24 protein-coding genes and 2 pseudogenes are annotated in these 18,192 nt (G+C 69.1%); 3 read left to right on the top strand and 23 right to left on the bottom strand.

All coding sequences use genetic code 11. The features are described from left to right. Positions 1 to 130 precede the first annotated feature (130 nt). Positions 131 to 469, bottom strand: coding sequence for a hypothetical protein (locus ACFWBT_RS32595; protein ID WP_385706580.1), 339 nt, complete (start codon positions 467 to 469; stop codon positions 131 to 133). A 427-nt stretch (positions 470 to 896) separates the two neighbouring features. After that, complete coding sequence (locus ACFWBT_RS32590) at positions 897 to 1,547, bottom strand: adenylate kinase (RefSeq protein ID WP_385706579.1); 651 nt, start codon at positions 1,545 to 1,547, stop codon at positions 897 to 899. Positions 1,548 to 1,849: 302 nt separating this feature from the next. On the opposite strand from ACFWBT_RS32590, the pseudogene ACFWBT_RS32585 reads away from it, so the two are divergent. Continuing rightward, positions 1,850 to 2,634, top strand: a pseudogene (locus ACFWBT_RS32585) (transposase family protein). Here ACFWBT_RS32585 and ACFWBT_RS32580 read toward each other — a convergent pair. The 19 genes from ACFWBT_RS32580 to ACFWBT_RS32490 form a co-directional block, all read right to left on the bottom strand. After that, on the bottom strand, positions 2,626 to 4,611 hold the full coding sequence (locus tag ACFWBT_RS32580) for a DUF3987 domain-containing protein (protein ID WP_385706578.1): 1,986 nt from the start codon (positions 4,609 to 4,611) through the stop codon (positions 2,626 to 2,628). The pseudogene ACFWBT_RS32585 and the gene ACFWBT_RS32580 overlap by 9 nt on opposite strands. After that, on the bottom strand, positions 4,608 to 5,225 hold the full coding sequence (locus ACFWBT_RS32575; protein ID WP_385706577.1) for a bifunctional DNA primase/polymerase: 618 nt from the start codon (positions 5,223 to 5,225) through the stop codon (positions 4,608 to 4,610). Before ACFWBT_RS32575 ends, ACFWBT_RS32580 begins: the two co-directional genes overlap by 4 nt. Beyond that, the gene (locus tag ACFWBT_RS32570) at positions 5,222 to 5,374 is read right to left on the bottom strand and encodes a hypothetical protein (protein WP_385706576.1); all 153 of its coding nucleotides are present in this window, start codon (positions 5,372 to 5,374) and stop codon (positions 5,222 to 5,224) included. The genes ACFWBT_RS32575 and ACFWBT_RS32570 overlap by 4 nt, the downstream gene beginning before the upstream one ends. Beyond that, entirely contained in the window at positions 5,371 to 5,742 is a 372-nt protein-coding gene (locus ACFWBT_RS32565; RefSeq protein WP_385706575.1) for a hypothetical protein, read from the bottom strand. The genes ACFWBT_RS32570 and ACFWBT_RS32565 overlap by 4 nt, the downstream gene beginning before the upstream one ends. A 75-nt stretch (positions 5,743 to 5,817) precedes the next feature. Next, complete coding sequence (locus tag ACFWBT_RS32560; RefSeq protein ID WP_385706574.1) at positions 5,818 to 6,015, bottom strand: hypothetical protein; 198 nt, start codon at positions 6,013 to 6,015, stop codon at positions 5,818 to 5,820. Further along, positions 6,012 to 6,347 carry an RRQRL motif-containing zinc-binding protein gene (locus ACFWBT_RS32555; protein ID WP_385706573.1) on the bottom strand — a complete coding sequence of 112 codons (336 nt, stop codon included), beginning with the start codon at positions 6,345 to 6,347 and terminating at the stop codon, positions 6,012 to 6,014. Before ACFWBT_RS32555 ends, ACFWBT_RS32560 begins: the two co-directional genes overlap by 4 nt. Then, positions 6,344 to 7,195 (bottom strand): hypothetical protein, encoded by an 852-nt coding sequence (locus ACFWBT_RS32550; protein ID WP_385706572.1) that lies wholly within the window; start codon positions 7,193 to 7,195, stop codon positions 6,344 to 6,346. The genes ACFWBT_RS32555 and ACFWBT_RS32550 overlap by 4 nt, the downstream gene beginning before the upstream one ends. After that, positions 7,192 to 7,803 (bottom strand): hypothetical protein, encoded by a 612-nt coding sequence (locus ACFWBT_RS32545; RefSeq protein ID WP_385706571.1) that lies wholly within the window; start codon positions 7,801 to 7,803, stop codon positions 7,192 to 7,194. The genes ACFWBT_RS32550 and ACFWBT_RS32545 overlap by 4 nt, the downstream gene beginning before the upstream one ends. Positions 7,804 to 8,099: 296 nt before the next feature. Then, positions 8,100 to 8,414 (bottom strand): hypothetical protein, encoded by a 315-nt coding sequence (locus tag ACFWBT_RS32540; protein WP_385706570.1) that lies wholly within the window; start codon positions 8,412 to 8,414, stop codon positions 8,100 to 8,102. Further along, on the bottom strand, positions 8,414 to 9,031 hold the full coding sequence (locus tag ACFWBT_RS32535) for a hypothetical protein (RefSeq protein ID WP_385706569.1): 618 nt from the start codon (positions 9,029 to 9,031) through the stop codon (positions 8,414 to 8,416). Before ACFWBT_RS32535 ends, ACFWBT_RS32540 begins: the two co-directional genes overlap by 1 nt. A gap of 93 nt (positions 9,032 to 9,124) precedes the next feature. Then, positions 9,125 to 9,307: a hypothetical protein gene (locus ACFWBT_RS32530; protein ID WP_385706568.1), complete on the bottom strand. Its 183-nt coding sequence runs from the start codon at positions 9,305 to 9,307 to the stop codon at positions 9,125 to 9,127. Between the two features lie 2 nt (positions 9,308 to 9,309). Further along, a complete protein-coding gene (locus ACFWBT_RS32525) occupies positions 9,310 to 9,717 on the bottom strand; it encodes a hypothetical protein (RefSeq protein WP_385706567.1) in 408 nt (135 codons plus the stop codon). Positions 9,718 to 9,803: 86 nt separating this feature from the next. Next, entirely contained in the window at positions 9,804 to 10,046 is a 243-nt protein-coding gene (locus ACFWBT_RS32520) for a hypothetical protein (RefSeq protein WP_385706566.1), read from the bottom strand. A 202-nt stretch (positions 10,047 to 10,248) separates the two neighbouring features. Continuing rightward, positions 10,249 to 12,537 carry a hypothetical protein gene (locus ACFWBT_RS32515; protein ID WP_385706565.1) on the bottom strand — a complete coding sequence of 763 codons (2,289 nt, stop codon included), beginning with the start codon at positions 12,535 to 12,537 and terminating at the stop codon, positions 10,249 to 10,251. A gap of 77 nt (positions 12,538 to 12,614) precedes the next feature. After that, positions 12,615 to 13,154 (bottom strand): hypothetical protein, encoded by a 540-nt coding sequence (locus ACFWBT_RS32510; protein WP_385706564.1) that lies wholly within the window; start codon positions 13,152 to 13,154, stop codon positions 12,615 to 12,617. A gap of 26 nt (positions 13,155 to 13,180) precedes the next feature. Then, positions 13,181 to 14,365, bottom strand: a complete 1,185-nt coding sequence (locus tag ACFWBT_RS32505; RefSeq protein WP_385706563.1) for a hypothetical protein — start codon at positions 14,363 to 14,365, stop codon at positions 13,181 to 13,183. Continuing rightward, entirely contained in the window at positions 14,362 to 14,556 is a 195-nt protein-coding gene (locus tag ACFWBT_RS32500; RefSeq protein ID WP_385706562.1) for a hypothetical protein, read from the bottom strand. The genes ACFWBT_RS32505 and ACFWBT_RS32500 overlap by 4 nt, the downstream gene beginning before the upstream one ends. Continuing rightward, complete coding sequence (locus ACFWBT_RS32495; RefSeq protein WP_385706561.1) at positions 14,553 to 14,906, bottom strand: WhiB family transcriptional regulator; 354 nt, start codon at positions 14,904 to 14,906, stop codon at positions 14,553 to 14,555. Before ACFWBT_RS32495 ends, ACFWBT_RS32500 begins: the two co-directional genes overlap by 4 nt. A 1-nt stretch (position 14,907) precedes the next feature. Next, on the bottom strand, positions 14,908 to 15,225 hold the full coding sequence (locus tag ACFWBT_RS32490; protein WP_385706560.1) for a helix-turn-helix domain-containing protein: 318 nt from the start codon (positions 15,223 to 15,225) through the stop codon (positions 14,908 to 14,910). A gap of 292 nt (positions 15,226 to 15,517) precedes the next feature. Here ACFWBT_RS32490 and ACFWBT_RS32485 point away from each other — a divergent pair, with 292 nt between their 5' ends. Further along, on the top strand, positions 15,518 to 16,276 hold the full coding sequence (locus ACFWBT_RS32485; RefSeq protein ID WP_385706559.1) for a GntR family transcriptional regulator: 759 nt from the start codon (positions 15,518 to 15,520) through the stop codon (positions 16,274 to 16,276). 251 nt (positions 16,277 to 16,527) lie between these two features. Here the strand turns inward: ACFWBT_RS32485 and ACFWBT_RS32480 are convergent, their stop codons facing one another. Then, a complete protein-coding gene (locus tag ACFWBT_RS32480) occupies positions 16,528 to 16,836 on the bottom strand; it encodes a helix-turn-helix domain-containing protein (RefSeq protein ID WP_385706558.1) in 309 nt (102 codons plus the stop codon). A 455-nt stretch (positions 16,837 to 17,291) separates the two neighbouring features. Between ACFWBT_RS32480 and ACFWBT_RS32475 the strand changes: the two genes are divergently transcribed. After that, the gene (locus ACFWBT_RS32475; protein ID WP_385706581.1) at positions 17,292 to 17,813 is read left to right on the top strand and encodes a hypothetical protein; all 522 of its coding nucleotides are present in this window, start codon (positions 17,292 to 17,294) and stop codon (positions 17,811 to 17,813) included. Positions 17,814 to 17,823: 10 nt separating this feature from the next. Here the strand turns inward: ACFWBT_RS32475 and ACFWBT_RS32470 are convergent. Further along, positions 17,824 to 18,084, bottom strand: a pseudogene (locus tag ACFWBT_RS32470) (IS5/IS1182 family transposase); the annotation flags it as partial. Positions 18,085 to 18,192: the final 108 nt, after the last annotated feature.

Below are 18,192 nucleotides of genomic sequence, written 5' to 3'. Positions count from 1 at the left end.
TTATCAGACCCGGCCCACTTTGCGGTGGTTGTTTAATTGGCCACGCGGGGCGTTTCGCCCGAATTTGGGTGGGGGGCCCGACAGGCCGCAGCATCACTGCATCAGGCCGCTGGCGACGGCGCGAGGGTTCCTACTCGTAGAAGTAGGTCTGCACGCCCGCTGCGGACCAGTCGCAGTCGTGCCCGTTGTACACCGCCTTGCTGCCCATTCTCCGCCACTGATCCATCGTATTGTCCGGCTCGAAGCTGCAGTTGGCGATGGACGTGTACGTACCGGCGTAGTTCGCACCGAGGCTGCCGCATCGCTGGTCCCAGTCGGTGTTGTACCACCGGCCGAAGCAGTTGTGGACCTTGTTGCCGTCACCGCCGGCCAAGGCCTGCGGTGCGACGGCGACCGCTGCGCCGCCCACTATCAGCAGGCCGGCGCAGGTGGACGCCGTACGTGCACGCCAGTTGGAACTTATCCGCATGAGGAAAGCCCTCCCCTAGAGTCGACAAAGTCGGCCCCAAATGGGCCGAACTGGTGTCTGATTGCGCTTGACGTCGCAACCCTGCCACGGATGCTGTCAGGCCAGCATGCGGATTCTTTGACATGTCCGGAACTTGACGATCTACTTCACGACGATCCGCACGCCTGGGGAAGCGGATGACTCATGGTGGGCCGCCCACGTCGGCAGAGGGACATCCCTCACACCGCAAGACGGTTTCGGCCAAAAGAGGCTGCATGAGCACGGTTGAACACGACCTGCCCACCCTGTCGCCCCACCTCGCATCGATACCTTTGCCCTTTTCTGTACACGCCCTCGGAAAACTCGCATCTCGGCATCACCTCGCGCAAGAAACCGAAGGCCATACCCAGACGATCCGGTCAACAATTCGACATTCCGCAGGTATCGACTATCCCTTGGCGATCGCAAGGAGTGCACGGTTCAGGACCTCCTGCACCTGACCCAGAGCCGAGATCGTGGTTACGGAACCCTGGGCCTGGTATCGGTCAATAACCGGTGCCGTCTCGCTGCGATATACCTTCAGTCGTTGTCGAATAGTTGCCTCGCGGTCGTCATCTCGCTGGTAGAGCTCCCCTCCGCAGACGTCGCACACGCCCGCTACTTCAGGGGGGCTGTAGTAGACGTGGAAGATGTGCCCGCGATCCTTTCGGCACAACCGCCGTCCAGCGACCCGCTTGACCACTTCGGCTTCGGGAATCTCCAGTTCGAGCACAGCATCCAGCTTCGATCCCGGGTCGACCAAGATGCCGTCCAGTGCCTCCGCTTGGGCAAGATTGCGGGGAAAGCCGTCCAGCAAGAATCCGCCCTGAGTGTCGGAACGGGCCAGGCGCTCTTTGATCACGCTGATCGTGACCTCATCCGGCACCAAAAGACCGTCGCGGATGCACGTGCGGGCGCGCTGCCCAAGCTCGGTGCCCTGATCGATGTGCTCGCGGAATAGATCACCAGTGGAAATGTGCGGGATCGACAGATGCGCGGCAAGACGCACCGCCTGCGTGCCCTTGCCAGCCCCGGGCGGCCCGATGAGGACAATGCGCATCGATGAGATATCCCTTCGCCATGCGTGGTCATCAAGTCGTCTCTGGACACAGGATCGCTGTACACCCCTCTCGACGTCCATCCGGTAAGCCATACCTGGCCGGTGGGGATAACCCCACTCAGGGACATCGCCGCGTTGCAGTGCCACCTGCTCGAATCCCTCAGCTGCATCTCCTCGGCAGAATCAGTGAGTCTTTTCCAGCCTGGCGATGCTGACCGCGAGTTGGACACACCTGCGCAACGGCGAAGCCCCTGGTAGACGGGTTCTCGACCAAGATCACCCATGTCCGCCAGGAGCTTCACGTGCTTGTCCATCCGTCCTCGATCGATCTGTCGAGCCGAACCCTTCGGTTCCTGGCCGGACAGCTGTCGGCCAGGCAGGCAGAGATCGGGACGCGGTGGCGGCGCCTGCCGGTCGGGCGTCAGGCCCTCCTCGCGCTGGCTCACCTGCGGTGCGGGGACACCTACGCTCAACTCGCCGCCGGGTTCGGCATCGGGATCGCGACCGTGTTCCGCTACATACGCGAAGTCGTCGACATCCTGGCTGTCCTCGCTCCGTCCCTGGCCGAGGCGATGACGACGATCCAGGAGAAAGCGTTCGTCATCCTCGAGGGCACCCTGCTGCCGACCGACTGGGGGCACCTCCCGGCCGAAGGCTGGGGGAGATCGCCGCCGACACCCCGTACTACTCCGGCAAACACAAACGTCACGGCATGAACATCCAAGTGCTCACCGATCCGGTCGGACGGCTGTTTCGGGCCTCACCGGCCCTGCCCGGATCGACGCACGACCTGACCGCAGCGCGGCAGCATGGGATCATCGAAGTCCTTGCCGATGCGGACCTCATATGCTGGGCGGACAAGGCGTACCAAGGAGCCGGCGGACTGGTCCGGGTGCCTTTTCGGGGTCGCCGCCTCAAGCGATGGAAGCGCCGCCACAACAGCACCCATGCCAAGATCCGTTGCCTCGGCGAACAGGCCATGGCCACTTCGAAGGGCTGGCGGCTCCTGCGGAAGCTCCGCTGCAGCACGAACCGCATCACCGACTTCGTGAAGGCCGTCCTCGTCCTTCATCACGCATCAACGTGAGGTTGGAAAAGGCTCATCCTCTAGCTCTGCGACCGAGGGATGCACCCGGTACACCACAGCCGGTTGGCGTCCGCGTGTTCCGGCTCGTTCTTCGTGGAGTCGACGGACGTAGCCGTGCTCCTCAAGGAGTCTCAGTGCCGGAGCCGTGGAGCTCACGGTGGGGAAGGCCCGGCGGCGGGCCGTGACGAGTTCGTGGGCCTTGAAGCTGGTCGCCTTCGTCCGACGGATCCAGTCGAGCGCCTGCTGGGCCTTCTCGGTGTCCGCGTCGGTCTCCATGAGGCCGAAGGCCGCGAGCGCGTGGGCGGTGTAGTACTCGCCGATGGCGATGGCGCGCTCGATCGTGGTCGCCTCGATGGGCTCGCCCCAGCGGCCTGTGGTGCGGTCGGCGAGGTGGAGGAGGCCAGCGATGCGGGCGACGGCGCCGACGTACTTGCCTGCCCAGTCGTCGATGTGGGCCAGGGGGCCGTCCGGGCGGAGCTTGGGCTCAACATCCTCTTGGAGCTTGATGACGGCCTGGTCGGCGGGCCCGGAGCACTTGATGGTGACCGCCTCTGGGAGGTCCGTGAGGGTGTGGACCAGAGCCGTGAGGTGGGACTCGTACGCGCGGGACGTCTTCTCCGGGACCGGGGGGACGACGATCTTTCGGTAGCCGAGGGTTGAGGCCGGGAGGGAGAAGAGGAAGCGGGCCAGGAGGCCTCGGCCGCGGGCGCCGGGAGTCTGGGCGAGGTCCATCAGGACCGGAGGCTGCAGGGTGATGCCGATGGTGAGGGCTGGCTTCTCGCCCAAGTCGGCTTCGCGGGTGATGCGTTCGGCCTGCAGGCGCTCGCCCTTGTGGCCCTGCAGGAAGACGCCGAGGTTGGGGCGGGAGCTGTAGCGGCCCGCGATGATGTCGAACAGGTCGCCTTCTGGGGAGAGGACACCGAGGCGGCCGTGCGTGCTCAGAAGCTTGGTCAGGGTCTCGGGGGTGACGTCTCCAGAGGCGGTCAGGCGGGGCTTGGGAGGTACGGCGATCGAATCGGCTTCCATGCGCAAGCCTGCGGCCTCGGCCACCAGGGATGTGGCCGCGGTGGAGTCGTCCGTCTTGCGGGCCTTGGCCAGGATGGACTCGGCGCGGGCTTCCGCTGCTTCCTTGGCGACCTCGGCCTCGATGATGGAGGGGCGAGCGTCCTCCTGCATGGCTGCCTCGATGTCGTAGATCGGGCGGGTCATCGCGGCGAAGACGTCGGACTTGCGGGAGGCCGGGGGCATGGCGACGACCAGGTAGAGGTTCGTCTGCTCGACCCAGCCATCTCGGATCTGGACGTGGACGCGTCCGCCGGCGGCGGTGGACAGCGCGGCGAGCGCCATGGTCGCCGCCATGTCGGCGGGGGTCTGCGTGAACTCGGCTACTGCGGCGACCTGTTCGGCCACCCAGGTGGGGAGGGCGTCGACAGGGAATGCGGGGAGTGGGCCTTGCTCGCCGAGCGGTGTCGGGGCGGGCCAGCGTTCCTCGACTGTGGTGTGGGCCAACGCGTGCCGTGCTGCGGCGAGCAGTTCGTCGTGGTCTTCGCCGGAATCGCGCGCGGCTTGGATCAGCCGGGTCCCGAGTCCGACGATCTGTCGTCGATCGGCGTGCTCGCGCACGATCCTTGCGTAGTGCTGTCCAGCAGCTGCCGTCGGAGCCGCCTTGTACAGGGTGTGCAGATAGGACGCCCCGCCGACGCGTTGCAGATCGCCGGACTTGGCCAGCGTGTCGGTGAGGACGACAGGGTTCGGCGGGATGCCGCCCGTCACGAGCTCCACGATCGCGCGCCAGATCGTTTCGTGGACCGGGCGGTAGAAGACCGCGGGGTCCTGCCCGAGCTCCTCCTCGATCTCGGGCAGGACGGCGGCGTTGAGCATGACAGCGCCGAGGACGATCTGCTCGGCTTCGACGCTGTTCGGCGCCTCGGTCATGGGGATGACGTTGTCGCCGGGGGCGTGCTGGGGCGTGCTCACGCCGCTCCTCTCAGTGCGGGGGTGCTGTCGCTGGACCACGAGTTGGTGATCCACGCAGGCAGTTCGGTCGGCTCGGTGTCGTGGACGACCGTGAAGGGGCCCCACCGCGTGGGGCTGCCCGCGGCCGGGATGTAGGAGCCGGCGGTGTACAGGGAGATGTGCCAGCCGAGTGAGCTGTTGGGGCCGCGAGTCGCGGGCGGGCAGGGGCCGTTCGGGTGCCTGAAGTACAGGTGCGTGCCGCCGAAGGGCGTGCGCACGGTGTACGTCTCGGCCGGGTACGCGGCTCCGTGGCGTTCCGCGAGGACAGCCAGGACGTCCGACCCGTCCACCACTCCGGGCAGGCGCCACTCGGGCGGCGCCTGGATCCCCTGTGTGGCCGGGACGAGGTTGAGCACGACCAGGCCGGAGGGACAGGGCGCGATGCCGACGCCGAAGGCGCCGGCGCCCCAGCAGCGGCGGATGCGCTCGGGGTCGGTGGTGGCGCGGTCGTGCCAGTCGCGTACGGCTGGCACGAGGCCGTCGACCTGGAGAGGGAAGACATGCCAGCCGCGGGAGGCCGCCGCCAGGGCGGCGGCCTCCAGGTCTTCCCACTGCTGGGTGCGGTGAGCGGTCACAGCCGCACCTCGACGTAGACGCGTACGAGGACGCTGTCGCTGCGGCGGTTCGGGTACGGCTCGGACGCCTCGACGACGGCGACGACCTGGCGGAGGCGTGCGACAAGCTCGGCGGCCTCGTCGGCGGTGGCCATGATGCGGATCTTCACGCGGGGTCTCCTTCTGCGAGGGGGATGGCCGTCTGGCCAGGGGCGACGAGCCGGGCGGCGCGGGTCCGGGCCGCGGTCCTGGCGTGCAGGGCGGCGTCGTACGCGAGGTGGCAGGCCTGGCACATGGCGGCGAGGTTGTCGTCGGCGCAGTTCTCGGGGACGTCGTCGAGGTGGGCGACGGTGAGGACGACCCGCGAGCCTGTGGCCGGGTGAGGCTCGCCGTGGACGGCTGTGCAGCGGCTGACATGGCGACGACCGCAGCGGCCGTCGCATTCGCAGCGCCCGCCTGCACGATCGAAGCGGATACGACGGCTGATCTGCGGCCAGTCGCGGGGGTAGCGGGCCCGCATCTCGGGGCGGATGGGCATCAGGTGCAGATCTCCTTGGGGCGTGGTCGGTCCCCAGCGCAGGGCGGGCGTGGAGTGGGGAGGCGGCACGGGGTCTTAGGCGTGGTCGTAGCGGTGGCGGGCGATGAGGAGGGCGAGCAGGTCCTCGTCGTTGGACTGGCCCGCGTACGAGCCGGAGGGGGACCAGGCGTGCCACCAGAAGGACGTGTTGCCGCGGTAGTCCTCGGCGGTCAGGGCGACGGTGTAGCCGTTCAACTCGCCGACTTCGACGGGCTGTCGGAGGGTTTTCTTCACTGTGTTCGGCTTCTTTCGGAGGCGGTGTGGCAGTCGAAGCAGTGGCCGTAGCGGCGGGGCAGGCAGTAGCCGACGTCGCGATGGCAGTCGGGGCAGTAGCGGCGGGTGGCCAGGGCCTTGGCGAGGGCCTCGATCTGGGGCCAGGTCATGACGCGCTTCGGCTTGGCCTGGCGGCGCAGGTACAGGTGGGCTTCACGCTTGCCCTTGCGCCAGACCAGCCGGGCCGCCACGGGCCCGCCGGGACTCAGCCGCTCGGCGGCGAGCTGGCGACGGGTCGCGTAGACGCGCCGGTCGGCCTGGTTCCATCCGAAGACCGGCAGCCCGCCCGTCATGACGCGGCTTTGCCGCGCACCGGGTTGACCCAGCCGCCAAGGAGGCCGCGGACGTAGTCGGTGCTGAGACCGACTCGCTCGGCGATCTCGTGGGTCGGGGTTCCGAAGGATGCCAAGTGCTCGACCTCTTCACGCCGCTCGGCGGACGAGATCGCGCGATGCTCTTCCGCGTGCGGCCGGGCGTCGGGGTCGTCGAAGGCGTCGTCGTCCCAGGCCATAGGCGGAGCCCAGCCGCGGGCTGCCGCGTACCGGCGGGCACGGCCCACCTGTGCCGGCTGCACCCCGCGTTCTGTCGGGTCCGCGTCCCACCAGGCGTCGTACAACTCGGCGACGCGGCGGGCAGTGGAGGCGAGGACCAGACGCTCATCGAGCTGCAGGCCCTCGCCAGCGCTGCCGAGCGCCCGCGCGATGTGCACCTTGGGCCAGCCGACGGCGACCAGGGCGCGGATGCGGCGCCAGGTGCCGGTGGCGTCCACGAGCGCGCCGCCGGCGAGGAGTTCGGCGGAGTAGTCGACGGCCAAGAGGCGTTCGGCAGTCTCGCGGCGGATTCGCTGAGCGGGCTGTCGGCCCTTGGCAGGGACGCCGTACAGGAGCTTGGTGATCGTGCCGTTCGCGACGCCGGAGACGTTGGCGATACGACGCCATCCCATGCCCCGGGCCATGAGGTCCCGGACGTGACGACGGGCGGGTTCGGCGTCGACGTACGGCTGCCAAGTGCCGTACACCTTCTGCCGCGTGCGGTGCTGCTCGTACTCGCGGTGCGCGGTGCGGCAGGTCTCGCAGCGGCAGCCGTGGTTGCTGTAGCGGCTGCGTGTGCCGTGGGCGGGGAGGGTGCGGGTGGGCGTCATCGTTCACCGCGCAGGGCGGCGACGATCGGGCCTGCGTGCTGGTTGATGCCGGAGGCCAGCGTGGCGACGGTGCGCTTGGCGTCGTCGACCAGGCCGTGGCCGCGGGTGTGCTGCTGCGGGGGCAGGCCCCAGCTGGTGTCCACCACCAGGCGTACGACGGTGGTGGTCAGCAGAGCGGGGCGCTTGGGTCCCGGCTCGAACAAGGTCTCGTACGGGGAGAGGTAGTGACGTTCCGAGTCCCAGTCTTGCCAGCTGTAGGGGATGTCGCGTGCCGCTCGCAGGTCGTGGTGGTGCAGCGGCACGTGCACGTCGACGAGCAGCCGACCCTCGCCGTCCTCGGCGAAGGTCAGCGTGATGCCGCGCAGGTCGGAACGGATCTCGACGTAGCCCGGCGACATGATGGGCGAGGTCGCGACCTTCCAGGCCGCGGCGGCGAACTCGGCGGTGGGCAGCGGCTGGTCGGGCTCGTCGTATTCGTGGAGCCAGGACAGCCGCTGGTTGAGGTATGCGCCGTAGCGGGAGTGGCCGTCAGAGGCGTTGCGGCGATCGTGCTCGTCATCGACGAGGGCGAGCGTTGTGGGGCTCCAGCTTTCGGAGGTCACGGGCATGATGGGGGTACTCCTTCGCACCGCGTGGTGGTTGAGGGGTTCTGCGGGGCGAGGCCGTTGCTGTAGGAGGCTGGCGGCCTCGCCCCCGTGTTCTGCTGCCGGGCTGACTCAGAGCCGAACTCGGAGCGGTTGAGCTGGGCGAGAGAGCGGTCAGGATTCGTCGAAGCGGTTCTGCTCGCATCCGTCGCGCATGGGCACCTGTCAGTCCTCGTCGTTGACGTTCCAGGCGAACGGATCCTGGCGGACCCGCACGTCCGGCTTGTCCTCGCCGCGGAACTCACAGCGCGTCACGCCGGTCACCTCCAGGTCCACGGTTCGTCGGCGTACGCCGCGTGGTCGGCGGCGTCGGCCAGCTCGTCGGCCGTGGCGCCCCAGTCGCCGGGCATCAGCCGGTGGATGGCTGCGGTGCGCAGCACGTCGGCGACTCGGCTGGCCTCGGCAGGGGCGACGGTGAACGGGTCGCCCGAGGGGCGGTTGAACAGGTAGGCGATCGACCGCCAGTCGCTCGTGGACAGCACGTGCGCCAGTTGCTGCGCGAGGTTGGACATCGAGGTGTAGGAGCGGCGGAACTCGCCGTTCGCGTTGGTGCCGTGGGAGACGTTCCAGCCCATCAGATCGTGCTCCTTCCATGGCGTGCTTCGGATGCGGCGGTGCGCAGCAGGGCGAGGACCTGCTCCTTGGTGCGGCCGGGGGCGTCGTTGAAGGCGACGTAGCTGCCGCCTCCGGTGGGGGCGAGGACCTGGTGGAGGTGGGCGTCTGTGCGGTGGAGGGTGTCGGCGTCGCCGTAGCCCAGGCGCAGCAGGACGTACTGGGCGCCGCGGATGCAGCGGCCGCCGTCCTCGTCACGGTCGGTGTCCTGGGTCCAGCCCCAGCGCTCGATGACCAAGGCGGTCAGTTCGAGGTGTTCGGCGACGGTGATCTGCCGGGCGCCGGCGCCCCACCGGTTGCGCACCAGGGGGATGGACAGGGCCCAGTCCGGCAGGCGCCGCAGCCAGGCCGGCGGCGGGGCGAGCACGGGGGCCCCGGTCACAGCCGGGGAGAGGGCGAGGCCGCGTAGGGCCTCGTCGATGAGCTCCTGGGTGGACTTGGTGACCAGCGGCCGGGCGGTGGTGCGGGTCCGGGCAGCGAGGTAACGCTCGATCTCGACCACCAAGCCGTCGACGTCGATCGGCGCCTCGACGGCCCGTTCAGCGGCGCGACTTGCTCTGACGGGAGTGGTCGTGCTCATCTCGTACGTACCTCCTGTGTGCGTGAGTGCGCGGGTTGGGGAGGGGCGCCCCCTGGTGCTGTCCAGGCGAGAAGGGGGCGCCCCGATGCGTTGTCACAGGTCTTCGGGCCTGTCGGTGTTGTAGTCGGCGATCTCCTGCAGGGAGATCCCGACCTTCCGGGCGGCCGCGAGGGCGGCCGCCATCGGCTGGGGGTCAGTTCCACAGCCGCTCATCGCGTGCTCCCAGACGAGATCCGCAGCGCTCTTGAGCAGCTGTTCACGGTCGGTGGCCCCCACGGCTACACCCGCCAACTGCCGAGCGGGCGGTGCCGCTTGGGGTCGCTGCCGTCGGCCACGTGCTTCTCCAAGCCGCGGATCTCGGCCTCGTCGAGGTACGCCTCGTAGCCCTCGGGGACGGGCCCGGCGACCTGCGGGCCGGGGCTGCCCAGGCGACGCATGTTCCGGGGCTGGTCCTCGTAGACCGGGCCGAAGTTCTGGCACAGGGTGACCGCGGACATGCCGCCCTCGGTGCACGGGTTGCCGGTGAACGGCAGCCGCTCGGTGAAGACGTACTCGCTGTACATCTGCGGGTCCTCGTACGGGGTGAGGTTGGTCGCGATGTTCGCGATCACGTAGTAGGACTTGCCGAACTCCAGCTCGCGGGCGAACTTCTTCGCCTTGGTCGGCTCCCAGGCCTTGCCTGCCATGACGTGCTCCTTCGGTGTCGGGTGGTGCGGGTTGGGGTGGGGCGCCCGGGTGCTGTCCAGGCGGGCGGGCGCCCCGGTCGGGATGGTCAGATCAGGCCCCAATAGGCGGGCTCGTAGGTGCGGCCCTGAGGGCCGCGGCCGGTGCAGCGGGAAGCGTGCACGCGGGCCTTGTCGTCGATGTCCTCGACCCGGTCGACGTCGTCGTAGACGTGCCAGCAGCCGTCGCACTGGTAGCCGTTGCGCAGCAGCGGCATCTCCGCGACGACGATGACCGTGCGGTTGCCGGGCGTGCGGTAGCGGGCGTAGATACGGCCCTTGTAGTTCCCCACGGGCACGATCCCTTCCGTCCTGGTTTGCCAGGTGGTCGAGTGGGTGGTCGACCCCTGGTCGGTGCCGGTTATGTTCTGGTTTGGCGGGTGGTCGTCGGGTCGGTCCGGGTGGTCTGTCGACCGGTTCGGCGCCTGGCGGGACCGGGGTGCATACTGAGGCATTCCAGGCGCTGACCAGTGGGGCGACCGGGGTGATCTGTCCCTATTTGCGCGCTGCGTCGGCGAGTTGCTCACGGGTGTAGCCGTTGGGGTTGGCCATGCCGTCTATCGGGCCGAGCTTGCGGGTGGTGCCGGCGCCCGCGTCGCGCAGCTGGGACTGCAGGGAACCCGGGGTGAGGTCCTTGTAGCGGTCCGGGTAGCGGGTCTGCAGGAGTTCCACCAGGCGCTGGGTGCGGATGCGGTCGACTCCGTCGGCGTCCATGACGGCGGTGCAGTCGGCGATCAGGTTCCGGGCGGTGGCCTCGGCGGCGTGGGTCTTGCCGTATGCGACGGCGTCGCCAGTGAGGGTGCCCGCCTCTTCGCGCAGCTGGCGGCCGCGCAGGCAGATCTCCTTGAACTGGGGGAGATCGATGACGTCGGCCTTGAGGGTGACGTGCCCGTCGTCGCTGCCCTGGTCCAGGACGACGACGCCGCGGCTGGCCTCGGTGAGCAGGTGCGGGGCGGCGCCGTTGGCGACGGCGTCGTCACCGAGGACCATCTTGGAGCTGCGGTCGCCCTTGACCCGGTAGGAGGCGCGCTTGGCGCACACCTCGCGCAGCTTGGTGGGCACGCTGTCGGCGTCGGGGCGCTGAGTGATGAACACGCCCATGCCGCCGACGAAGCGGGTCACGCGCACGTAGCGGGCGAAGCCTTCGACCATCAGGTCGCGGCCGGAGCGGGTCTTGACCCGGCCGCCGGCCTCCGGGTCCCGGTCCTCGTCGACGGGGACCTGTACGAGGGCGGCGCCGTCCAGGAGCTCCTGCAGCTCGTCGACCACCAGGAGGACCGGGCCCATGCCTTTCTTGGCCAGCTCCGGGGTGATCTTCCCCTCGGGGACGGACTCGGGGTCCTCCTCATACAGGCGGTCCAGTTCGGTGCCGCGGTCCTGCATCTCCTCGATGGTCTGGCCGATCACATCGAGGACCTGGCGGATGATGCCGGGGGTGGCCCCGGCGATCCACTGGTGGGCGATATGCCGCAGCGGTGCCCAGTCCGGCCCGGTCTTGCCGGTGATGACGATGATCCGGACCGTCGGGTCCAGCGCGGCCGCGGCCGCCACCAGGCGGGCGAGGTAGGACTTGCCGTAGCCCATCAGCCCGCCGATGAGCAGGGAGAACCACAGCAGGTGCAGGGCGTGGCGGCCCCGGCGGGCGTCCGCTCCGAGCGGGACACCCTGCTGCCAGAAGTCCCAGCGCTCCGCCGTGATCAGCTCCGAGGGGTGCTTGTCGGTGCCGTAGGGGTTGTCCTCGTCGGCGACCCACAGCACGAACCGGCCCTCGTGACCGTCGTCCGAGGTGTCGGCGGACATCTCGATCCGGGTCTTCTTGATCCGCATCGCGGAGGCGAGGTCTTCGACCTTGCTGATCGCGGCGGACGCCTTGACGCCCCGCGGAAGTTCCACGGTGGCGGTCCAGCCCGGCCCGGACGGCTGGATGACTCCGGCGAGGTGGGTCTCATCGCGTTGCGCCTCGGTGATGATGCCCGCCTTGACCAGCGCGGTGACCAGGTCGGATTCCCCCTGGACCCGGCCCGACTCCCGCTTGATGAGGCTGACCCTTCCGAGGTTGGCCAGGGTGTCCGGCATGAACGGCGCCGCGTCCGCGGGGACGGCTTCGCCGGTGGCCTGGTCGACCACCATGACCGTGCCGTCGGGGGCCTTGGTCAGGTCGACCGCCCCAGCCTGGCCGGTCGCCTTGTCGTCGACGAGGGGGCGGGAGAGGTACCACCAGCCGAACGGCGCGGCACCCAGGGCGGCGAGCGCGAGCATGGGCTCCACGGTGAGGACCACGTTCACGTACACCACGACGACGCCGACGGCGCTCGCGAGGCGGCCGGCCTTCTTCGCCCAGCGGGCCCGGCTCAGCGCCCGGCCGTCGACCTTCATCCGGTCGGCGTCCGCGTCGCCCGCGATGAGGGCGAGCTGGGCCTCGGCTCCCGCCAGCTGCATCGCGATCCCGGTCGCCTCCTCCTTGGAGGCGCCTCGCAGCTGAGCCTGCAGCGTCTTGACCTGGCCCCGGGCTTCGACCTCCTTGCTCTGCTGGGCCAGGCGGCGCCGACGCTCCACGTGCTGGGCAAGCTGCTCGTCAGTGACGTCCGCCGTCGCGAACCACGCCTGCAGGCGCTGCGCGACACGGGCGCGCTGCTCGGCGAACGCGGCGGCGGCCTGGGTGCGGCGGTGGGCGGCCCACTCCTTCGCCCGGTCGCCGCGGCTGGCCTCCTCTGCCTCGATGATCTCGGCGTCGACGACGCCTTCGCTTTCTCCGGTGGGGTGGGAGTGCATCTCGATGGCCATCGGCCGGTTTCCCCTCTCCCGGGGCGCGTGACGCACCCCGGCTAGTTGGCTTGCTGGCTAACTGGCTGGGCGGTGGCCTAGAAGCCGCCCCAGACGTTGCCCAGGGAGGTCGCGGCGGAGACGCCCAGGTTCTGCAGCAGCGGGCCGAAGGTGGTCGGGGCGAGAACGACGCCGAACATCACCAGCGCGACCGCGTGCCAGGCGTTGATCCGGCCCTTCCTGACCATGAAGAAGGTGAAGATGGCCAGGCCGATGCCGAGCATCGCGACGACGCTGATCGTGCCCCCGGCCGACTGCGTGCGGACCTGCTGGGTCTGGGTGTTGAAGTCCGTGTACGCCGGGGTGCCGACGCCGGTGCCGGTGTTCTGTCCGTCCGCGATCGTGACGACCGTGCTGCGGTGCGAGGCGTCGGTGCGGTAAGCGGCGGTGTCGAGGCCGCGGATGTGGATGGTCCTGCCGGAGGGGAGGGTGACCGGGGCGCCGGCCGCACGGTCGATGGCGGCCTCGACGGTGGCCGTGGCCTTCTCGGGGGTGTCGGCGTGGACGGTCCCGGCGGTGCCCAGGAGGGCAGCGGCGGCGGCACCGGTCAGGGCGAGGGTGCGGATGATGCGAGCCATGGTCGTGTTCTCCTTCGCGGGGCGAGTCAGTCGGTCTGGCGGGCGGCCGCGAGTGCCATCTGCTTCTTGGCGGCGGGGTGGTACTTGACGGTGCCGGGGCGGCGGCGGGGCGGGGTTCCGCCGTTGCGCTTGCGGCCGTCCTCGCCGGGCGTCTTCGGTGCCTTCCTGCGAGCTGTGGAGAGCTCGTCGCCGACGGCGGGCGTTTGGGAATCGACCTGCGGGTTCGCGTCCTTCTGCGGGCCGTCGAGGGGACCGTTCTGGGCGATGCGGACGGCACGCTTGGCGGTGCGCATGTGGGCGATCCGCTCGGCTGTCGAGCCAGGCTCGGCACCGTGGATCTCCACGCACGCCCGGGTGTAGGTCTTCTCGCCCGGGACGACCTTCGGCGCTTTCGCGCCGCGCAGGCTCAGCAAGCCCGAGCGGCGGCCGGGACGGACTTCGCCGTACGCGGCGGCGAGGTCGAGGGCCCGCTCCCACACGTCGGTGTCACGGGCGGCGCGGGCGGCATTGACCGCGTCCAGGCGCTGGAGTTCGGCACGGGCCGTACGGCGCTCGGCCCGGCGCACGGAACGCGGGGTGCGCCCCTCCCGCTTGGCGATCCGGCCGTGCTCGTGCAGGTCCCAGATCATCGGGCCGATCACTGAGCACAGCGCCCCGCCGATCCCGGTCGCCATGCCGTACTCGGCACTGCCGTGCGCGTAGTTGATCCCGGCGGCGATCAGCGCCTGGATGAGCGCTCCGAGCCGGTAGTGCCAGGACGGGCGGCCCTCGTCGATGGCGGCCTGCGCCCCGCACAGCAGTGCCCAGGCAACGCCCTCCAGGACGAACGGGGCGGCGACGAGGAACCAGGCGTGCGGGTCCCAGAACGCCATGACCTGCAGCGGCAGCGATACGACGATGCACACGGCGGCGATCGCCTTCGCGGCCTTGCGCCAGGTCGCGGCGGACTTCGCCGCACGGGCCTTGGCCTCGGCTGCTTCCCGGCGGGCCTCACCACGATGCCGACGCTCCTCGGCCGCGTCGTCGAGGTCGCGCTGGATGTCCTTTTGCGCCTTCGCGCGGGCCCGCTCGTTCGCCAGCTCCTGGCGGACGCGCTCGCCCTCGTTCTTGATACGCCGGGCTTCGGTGTCTGCCTGCATCTGCTCGGCACGCGCGAGGCCTTCGGCGTAGGTGCCGCCGGACTTCTCGGGGTGCAGGTCGGTGACGCTCACCGCGTTCCCCTCTCCCGCGCCGCGGCGGCCGCCGTCACCTTGCCGCTGCGGGACGTCCCGCCGATGAGCAGGTGCGCGGCTTCGGCGGCGAGAATCTGCTGGTCGCCGATCTCCAGGTACTCGTCGAACTCGGCGACGCTCCACGTCGCGGGGTCGCCGTGCTGGTCTCGGAACTGCTCCAGAGCCTTCACACCGCCACCCCCTGACGCTTCGCGGCGAGGCGCCGCGTGAGCGCGGCCCGCTCCGCCGGGGTGGTCGCGCCCAGCACGGCGTACTCGTCACCGAGACGGAGGGCCTGCATGAGGCACTCCCGTACGACCGGGCAGCCCCGACAGATCTGCTTGGCGAACGCCTCTCCGTCCGCGTTCTTCGGGAAGAACAGCTCCGGGTTCTGCTCGGCACACGCGGCGTTCTGCTCGATGGCCGCACTGAGCCGACCGAGCCGACCGCGCTCGGCCTGGCGAGCGCGCCAGTCGTGGGAAGCCGTCGAGAACTGCTTGATGCCGCCGATCGTCCCCGCGGTACGCCGTGGCGCGGCCATCTCAGCCCACCTCCGCAGCGGCCGGCGTCTCCGCGCGCCAAGCGGCGGTCCAGTCGGCGACGTCCACGAGCTGGCCGGAGTCGGTGACCGCGTCCATCAGCCGCTCGATCGCCTTGACCGGGACGAGGATGCGGCCCCGGATCTTGATCCCGGGGAACTCGCCGTCCCGAATGGCCCGCCACAGCGTCTGGTAGCTGACGCCGAGCTGGCCAGCGGCCTCGGCGATGGTCACGGCGAGCTTGGCGCCGGGGTGACGCTCGCGGCCGGCCCGCTGCAGCTTTACGACGGGGGCGGCCTGTTCACTAACCTGGTCGTGCATCGATCCTCCTGCGTGCTCAGGGGGTGATGTGGGGCCCTGGTGAGGGATCGTTAGGTGCTGGCGGCACCGTGTGATCTCGTGATTCACCAGGGCTTTCCCATGACAAGAGAGCTCCCCGAGACGCCACACTTTGGTCTGACATCTCTAGAGACGTCTCCAGTGAAGCCAACATCTCTAGAGATGTCAACAGCTTCTGGGGCGGCCTGCGTGAGGAGGTGAGTGATCCCCCTTGATGTGCGCAGACAGGCGCCGCCCGTACGCTGTCTAGAGAGGAAGGGAGAGTGATCGCTCGATGGCCACCCAGGGCGCCAGTCGCCAGCCCAAGTACCAGCGGATCGCCGATGACCTGAAGCGGGCGATCAAGGACGGGGTCTATGCCCCCGGCGACCGGCTGCCCGGCGAGAACGACCTCATGGCCACTTATGAAGTGGCCCGCATGACCGCACGGCAGGCGCTCGGGGTGCTGCGGAGTGAAGGTGTCGCGGAGGCCCGCAAGGGGTCTGGCGTCTTCGTCCGTGCTTTCCGACCCCTCCGGCGTAGAGGGATTCAGCGTCTCGCGAAAGAGAACTGGGGCGCGGGGCGGTCAATTTGGGCAGTCGACGTCGAGGATCGACAGCTGGTGGTCGACCAGCTTGAAGTCGGCGTGCGGCCGGCACCTGACCTGGTTGCGGCTGTGCTCGATCTGCCGCAAGGCGCGGATGCTTGTGTCCGGAGTCGGCGCTTCGTCTTGGACGGAAAGCCCGTGCTGCTCGCCAGGTCGTACCTGTCGGCCGAGCTTGTTGCGGGATCGGCAATCCTTCAAGAGGACACGGGGCCGGGCGGAACATACGCGCGCCTCGCTGAACTCGGCCACAAGCCGGTCCACTTCCGTGAAGAGGTCCGCTGCCGGATGCCTGCACAGAGCGAGGCTGCACAGCTCGACCTCTCCATGGGGACGCCGGTGATCGAGATCTGTCGTACGGCCTTCGCTGATGGGGGTAGCGCCGTCGAAGTGAACGAGATGGTCCTGGATTCGGCTTCGTACGTCCTGGAGTACGACTTCGACGCCTGACTCGGCGGGGGCATCGTCCCTCCTGCTCGACCAGGCGGGCGGCCGTACTCCATGCCCGCCGTGTCGGTCTCATGGGGGAAGAGCGGATCGGTGTCTTGGCCGGCGTATGGGGCCTGCCGCTCGATGTTGTTGTCGAGCCGGGGGCGGTTCGCGCGGCCCTCTCTGCCATCTGCGCTCGCCGGTCGGACGAAGCCGCAACGGGCTTGGGCGATGCGGCAAGGCGCATAGAGTTCCTGCGCGGGGTGGCCATCTCAGACCGCCTCGGCAATGGCAGTCTCGGCTCGCCAAGCAGCCGTCCAGTCGGCCACGTCCACGAGCTGCCCGGAGTGGGTGACCGACTCCATCAGCAGCTCGATTGCCTTGACGGGCACGACGATGCGGCCGCGGATCCTGATCCCGGGGAATTCGCCGTCATGGATCGCTCGCCACAGCGTCTGGTAGCTGACGTCGAGCCGCTCGGCCGCCTTAGCGATGCTGATGGCAAGCCGATCGGGTCTGCTGCAGCCCTTGACGCGCTGCATCGTCACAGCGGGGGCGGGGCGATCAGTTTGGTCATGCATATCGAGTCTCCTGCGTACTCAGGGGTGACGTCTCGGGCCTCTGTGGCGGATCCGCAGGTGCAGAAACGCACCGAGATCCGGCTTCTCGGTCCTTGATCTCCTGAGTTGACAGGAACTACAAGCGCGGAACGGCGGAGAGCGTCGAACTACCCGCAGGGCGGGAATCTTTCTTCTCAACTTCCTGCCAGACGGGAAGGGGAGCCGCTGCGCAACTCGGTGTCGAGGGCAGGGAAATGGCGGCGGCAGTCATCGAGGAAGGGTCATCCCTTCCAAGCCTGCGTGCCGACAACTGGTGGAACCAACTTCAGCCCATACAGGGCGCAAGCACTTCCCAGTACGCCCCTCGGGTCCGTTGCCGACATCGACAGACAGGCGAGCTCGAAGTCGGACAGTCTGTCCGGCTTCGAGTGCTTGGGCGCTAGGGCGTGTGTCGGAAGTGCTCTAGGTTGGCTGACGTGATTGCGCGGGGGCGGAGTTACCGATACGTCGGACCGGTCGAGCTGAAGGCTGCGGTCCGGCCTGGCAGCGGCGGGTGCCGGATCAGCTCGGCAGCTGAATTCGGCGACTGGATTGCTGGGCGATCGGCGGCGGAATTGGCCGAGCCGTTCACTTTCGTGGTCGGCGTGGACGGTGTGCTTCGGTTGGCGCCCCGACGGAGCGAGCATGTGGCCTGCGCTGGCGGAGCCATGGTCTTGAGTGCCGGCGAGATCAGTTTCGTGCGCGAGGCGGACCGGTGGGCCGTGAGCGAGGCCAGCAACCAGTCCACCGGGTATTGCCCCGACATCGGCTCCTGGTCGGAAGTCGCTCGTGCTCTGGACGATGTAGGGCTCGAACGACCCTCCGGCTTCACCCACGAGGTGGTCTTCCGCCGGTGTCCTGGCTGCCAGGAGCACAACATCGTGCGCGAGGACGACTTCGTCTGCGTCTTCTGCGGCAGCGATCTGCCGCAGATGTGGAACGTGGATCCCACCGCGTGATGGCCGAGGGTTACAGCCACTCGTTCATGGCCGCTACGAGGACGGTCGCCTCGTAGCGGACCGCGAGCTTGTCGTATCTCGTGGCGACGGCGCGGTTCCTCTTGAGGCGGTTGATCCCGCACTCCACCGCATGACGCTCGCGGTAGTCGACCGGGTCGAAACGCGGTGGCCGGCCGCCGCGGGATCCGAGCTTTCTGCGGTTGTGCGCTTGGTCGGCCTTGTCGGGGATGGTGCAACGGATCCCGCGGCCGCGCAGGTAGGCACGGTTCTTGCGGGAGGCATACGCCTAATAGGCGTTTAGGGCTGGGAGTTGGATCAGCTCTGGGCAGGGGCCGAGCGAGATGTCTTGCTGTATGCCGCGCTTTGAGTGCTTCGACAA

Source organism: Streptomyces sp. NPDC060027 (assembly GCF_042737005.1).
GTDB lineage: Bacteria > Actinomycetota > Actinomycetes > Streptomycetales > Streptomycetaceae > Streptomyces.
Note: the sequence above shows the minus strand (reverse complement) of the source record. Positions and strands in the feature narration are given on the sequence as shown.

Coding starts and splice junctions, on each gene's coding strand:
- ACFWBT_RS32595 (WP_385706580.1), bottom strand. CDS start 469: ATGCGGATAAGTTCCAACTGGCGTGCACGTACGGCGTCCACCTGCGCC.
- ACFWBT_RS32590 (WP_385706579.1), bottom strand. CDS start 1,547: ATGCGCATTGTCCTCATCGGGCCGCCCGGGGCTGGCAAGGGCACGCAG.
- ACFWBT_RS32565 (WP_385706575.1), bottom strand. CDS start 5,742: ATGCCCATCCGCCCCGAGATGCGGGCCCGCTACCCCCGCGACTGGCCG.
- ACFWBT_RS32555 (WP_385706573.1), bottom strand. CDS start 6,347: ATGACGGGCGGGCTGCCGGTCTTCGGATGGAACCAGGCCGACCGGCGC.
- ACFWBT_RS32550 (WP_385706572.1), bottom strand. CDS start 7,195: ATGACGCCCACCCGCACCCTCCCCGCCCACGGCACACGCAGCCGCTAC.
- ACFWBT_RS32545 (WP_385706571.1), bottom strand. CDS start 7,803: ATGCCCGTGACCTCCGAAAGCTGGAGCCCCACAACGCTCGCCCTCGTC.
- ACFWBT_RS32540 (WP_385706570.1), bottom strand. CDS start 8,414: ATGGGCTGGAACGTCTCCCACGGCACCAACGCGAACGGCGAGTTCCGC.
- ACFWBT_RS32535 (WP_385706569.1), bottom strand. CDS start 9,031: ATGAGCACGACCACTCCCGTCAGAGCAAGTCGCGCCGCTGAACGGGCC.
- ACFWBT_RS32525 (WP_385706567.1), bottom strand. CDS start 9,717: ATGGCAGGCAAGGCCTGGGAGCCGACCAAGGCGAAGAAGTTCGCCCGC.
- ACFWBT_RS32515 (WP_385706565.1), bottom strand. CDS start 12,537: ATGGCCATCGAGATGCACTCCCACCCCACCGGAGAAAGCGAAGGCGTC.
- ACFWBT_RS32510 (WP_385706564.1), bottom strand. CDS start 13,154: ATGGCTCGCATCATCCGCACCCTCGCCCTGACCGGTGCCGCCGCCGCT.
- ACFWBT_RS32495 (WP_385706561.1), bottom strand. CDS start 14,906: ATGGCCGCGCCACGGCGTACCGCGGGGACGATCGGCGGCATCAAGCAG.
- ACFWBT_RS32490 (WP_385706560.1), bottom strand. CDS start 15,225: ATGCACGACCAGGTTAGTGAACAGGCCGCCCCCGTCGTAAAGCTGCAG.
- ACFWBT_RS32485 (WP_385706559.1), top strand. CDS start 15,518: ATGGCCACCCAGGGCGCCAGTCGCCAGCCCAAGTACCAGCGGATCGCC.
- ACFWBT_RS32480 (WP_385706558.1), bottom strand. CDS start 16,836: ATGCATGACCAAACTGATCGCCCCGCCCCCGCTGTGACGATGCAGCGC.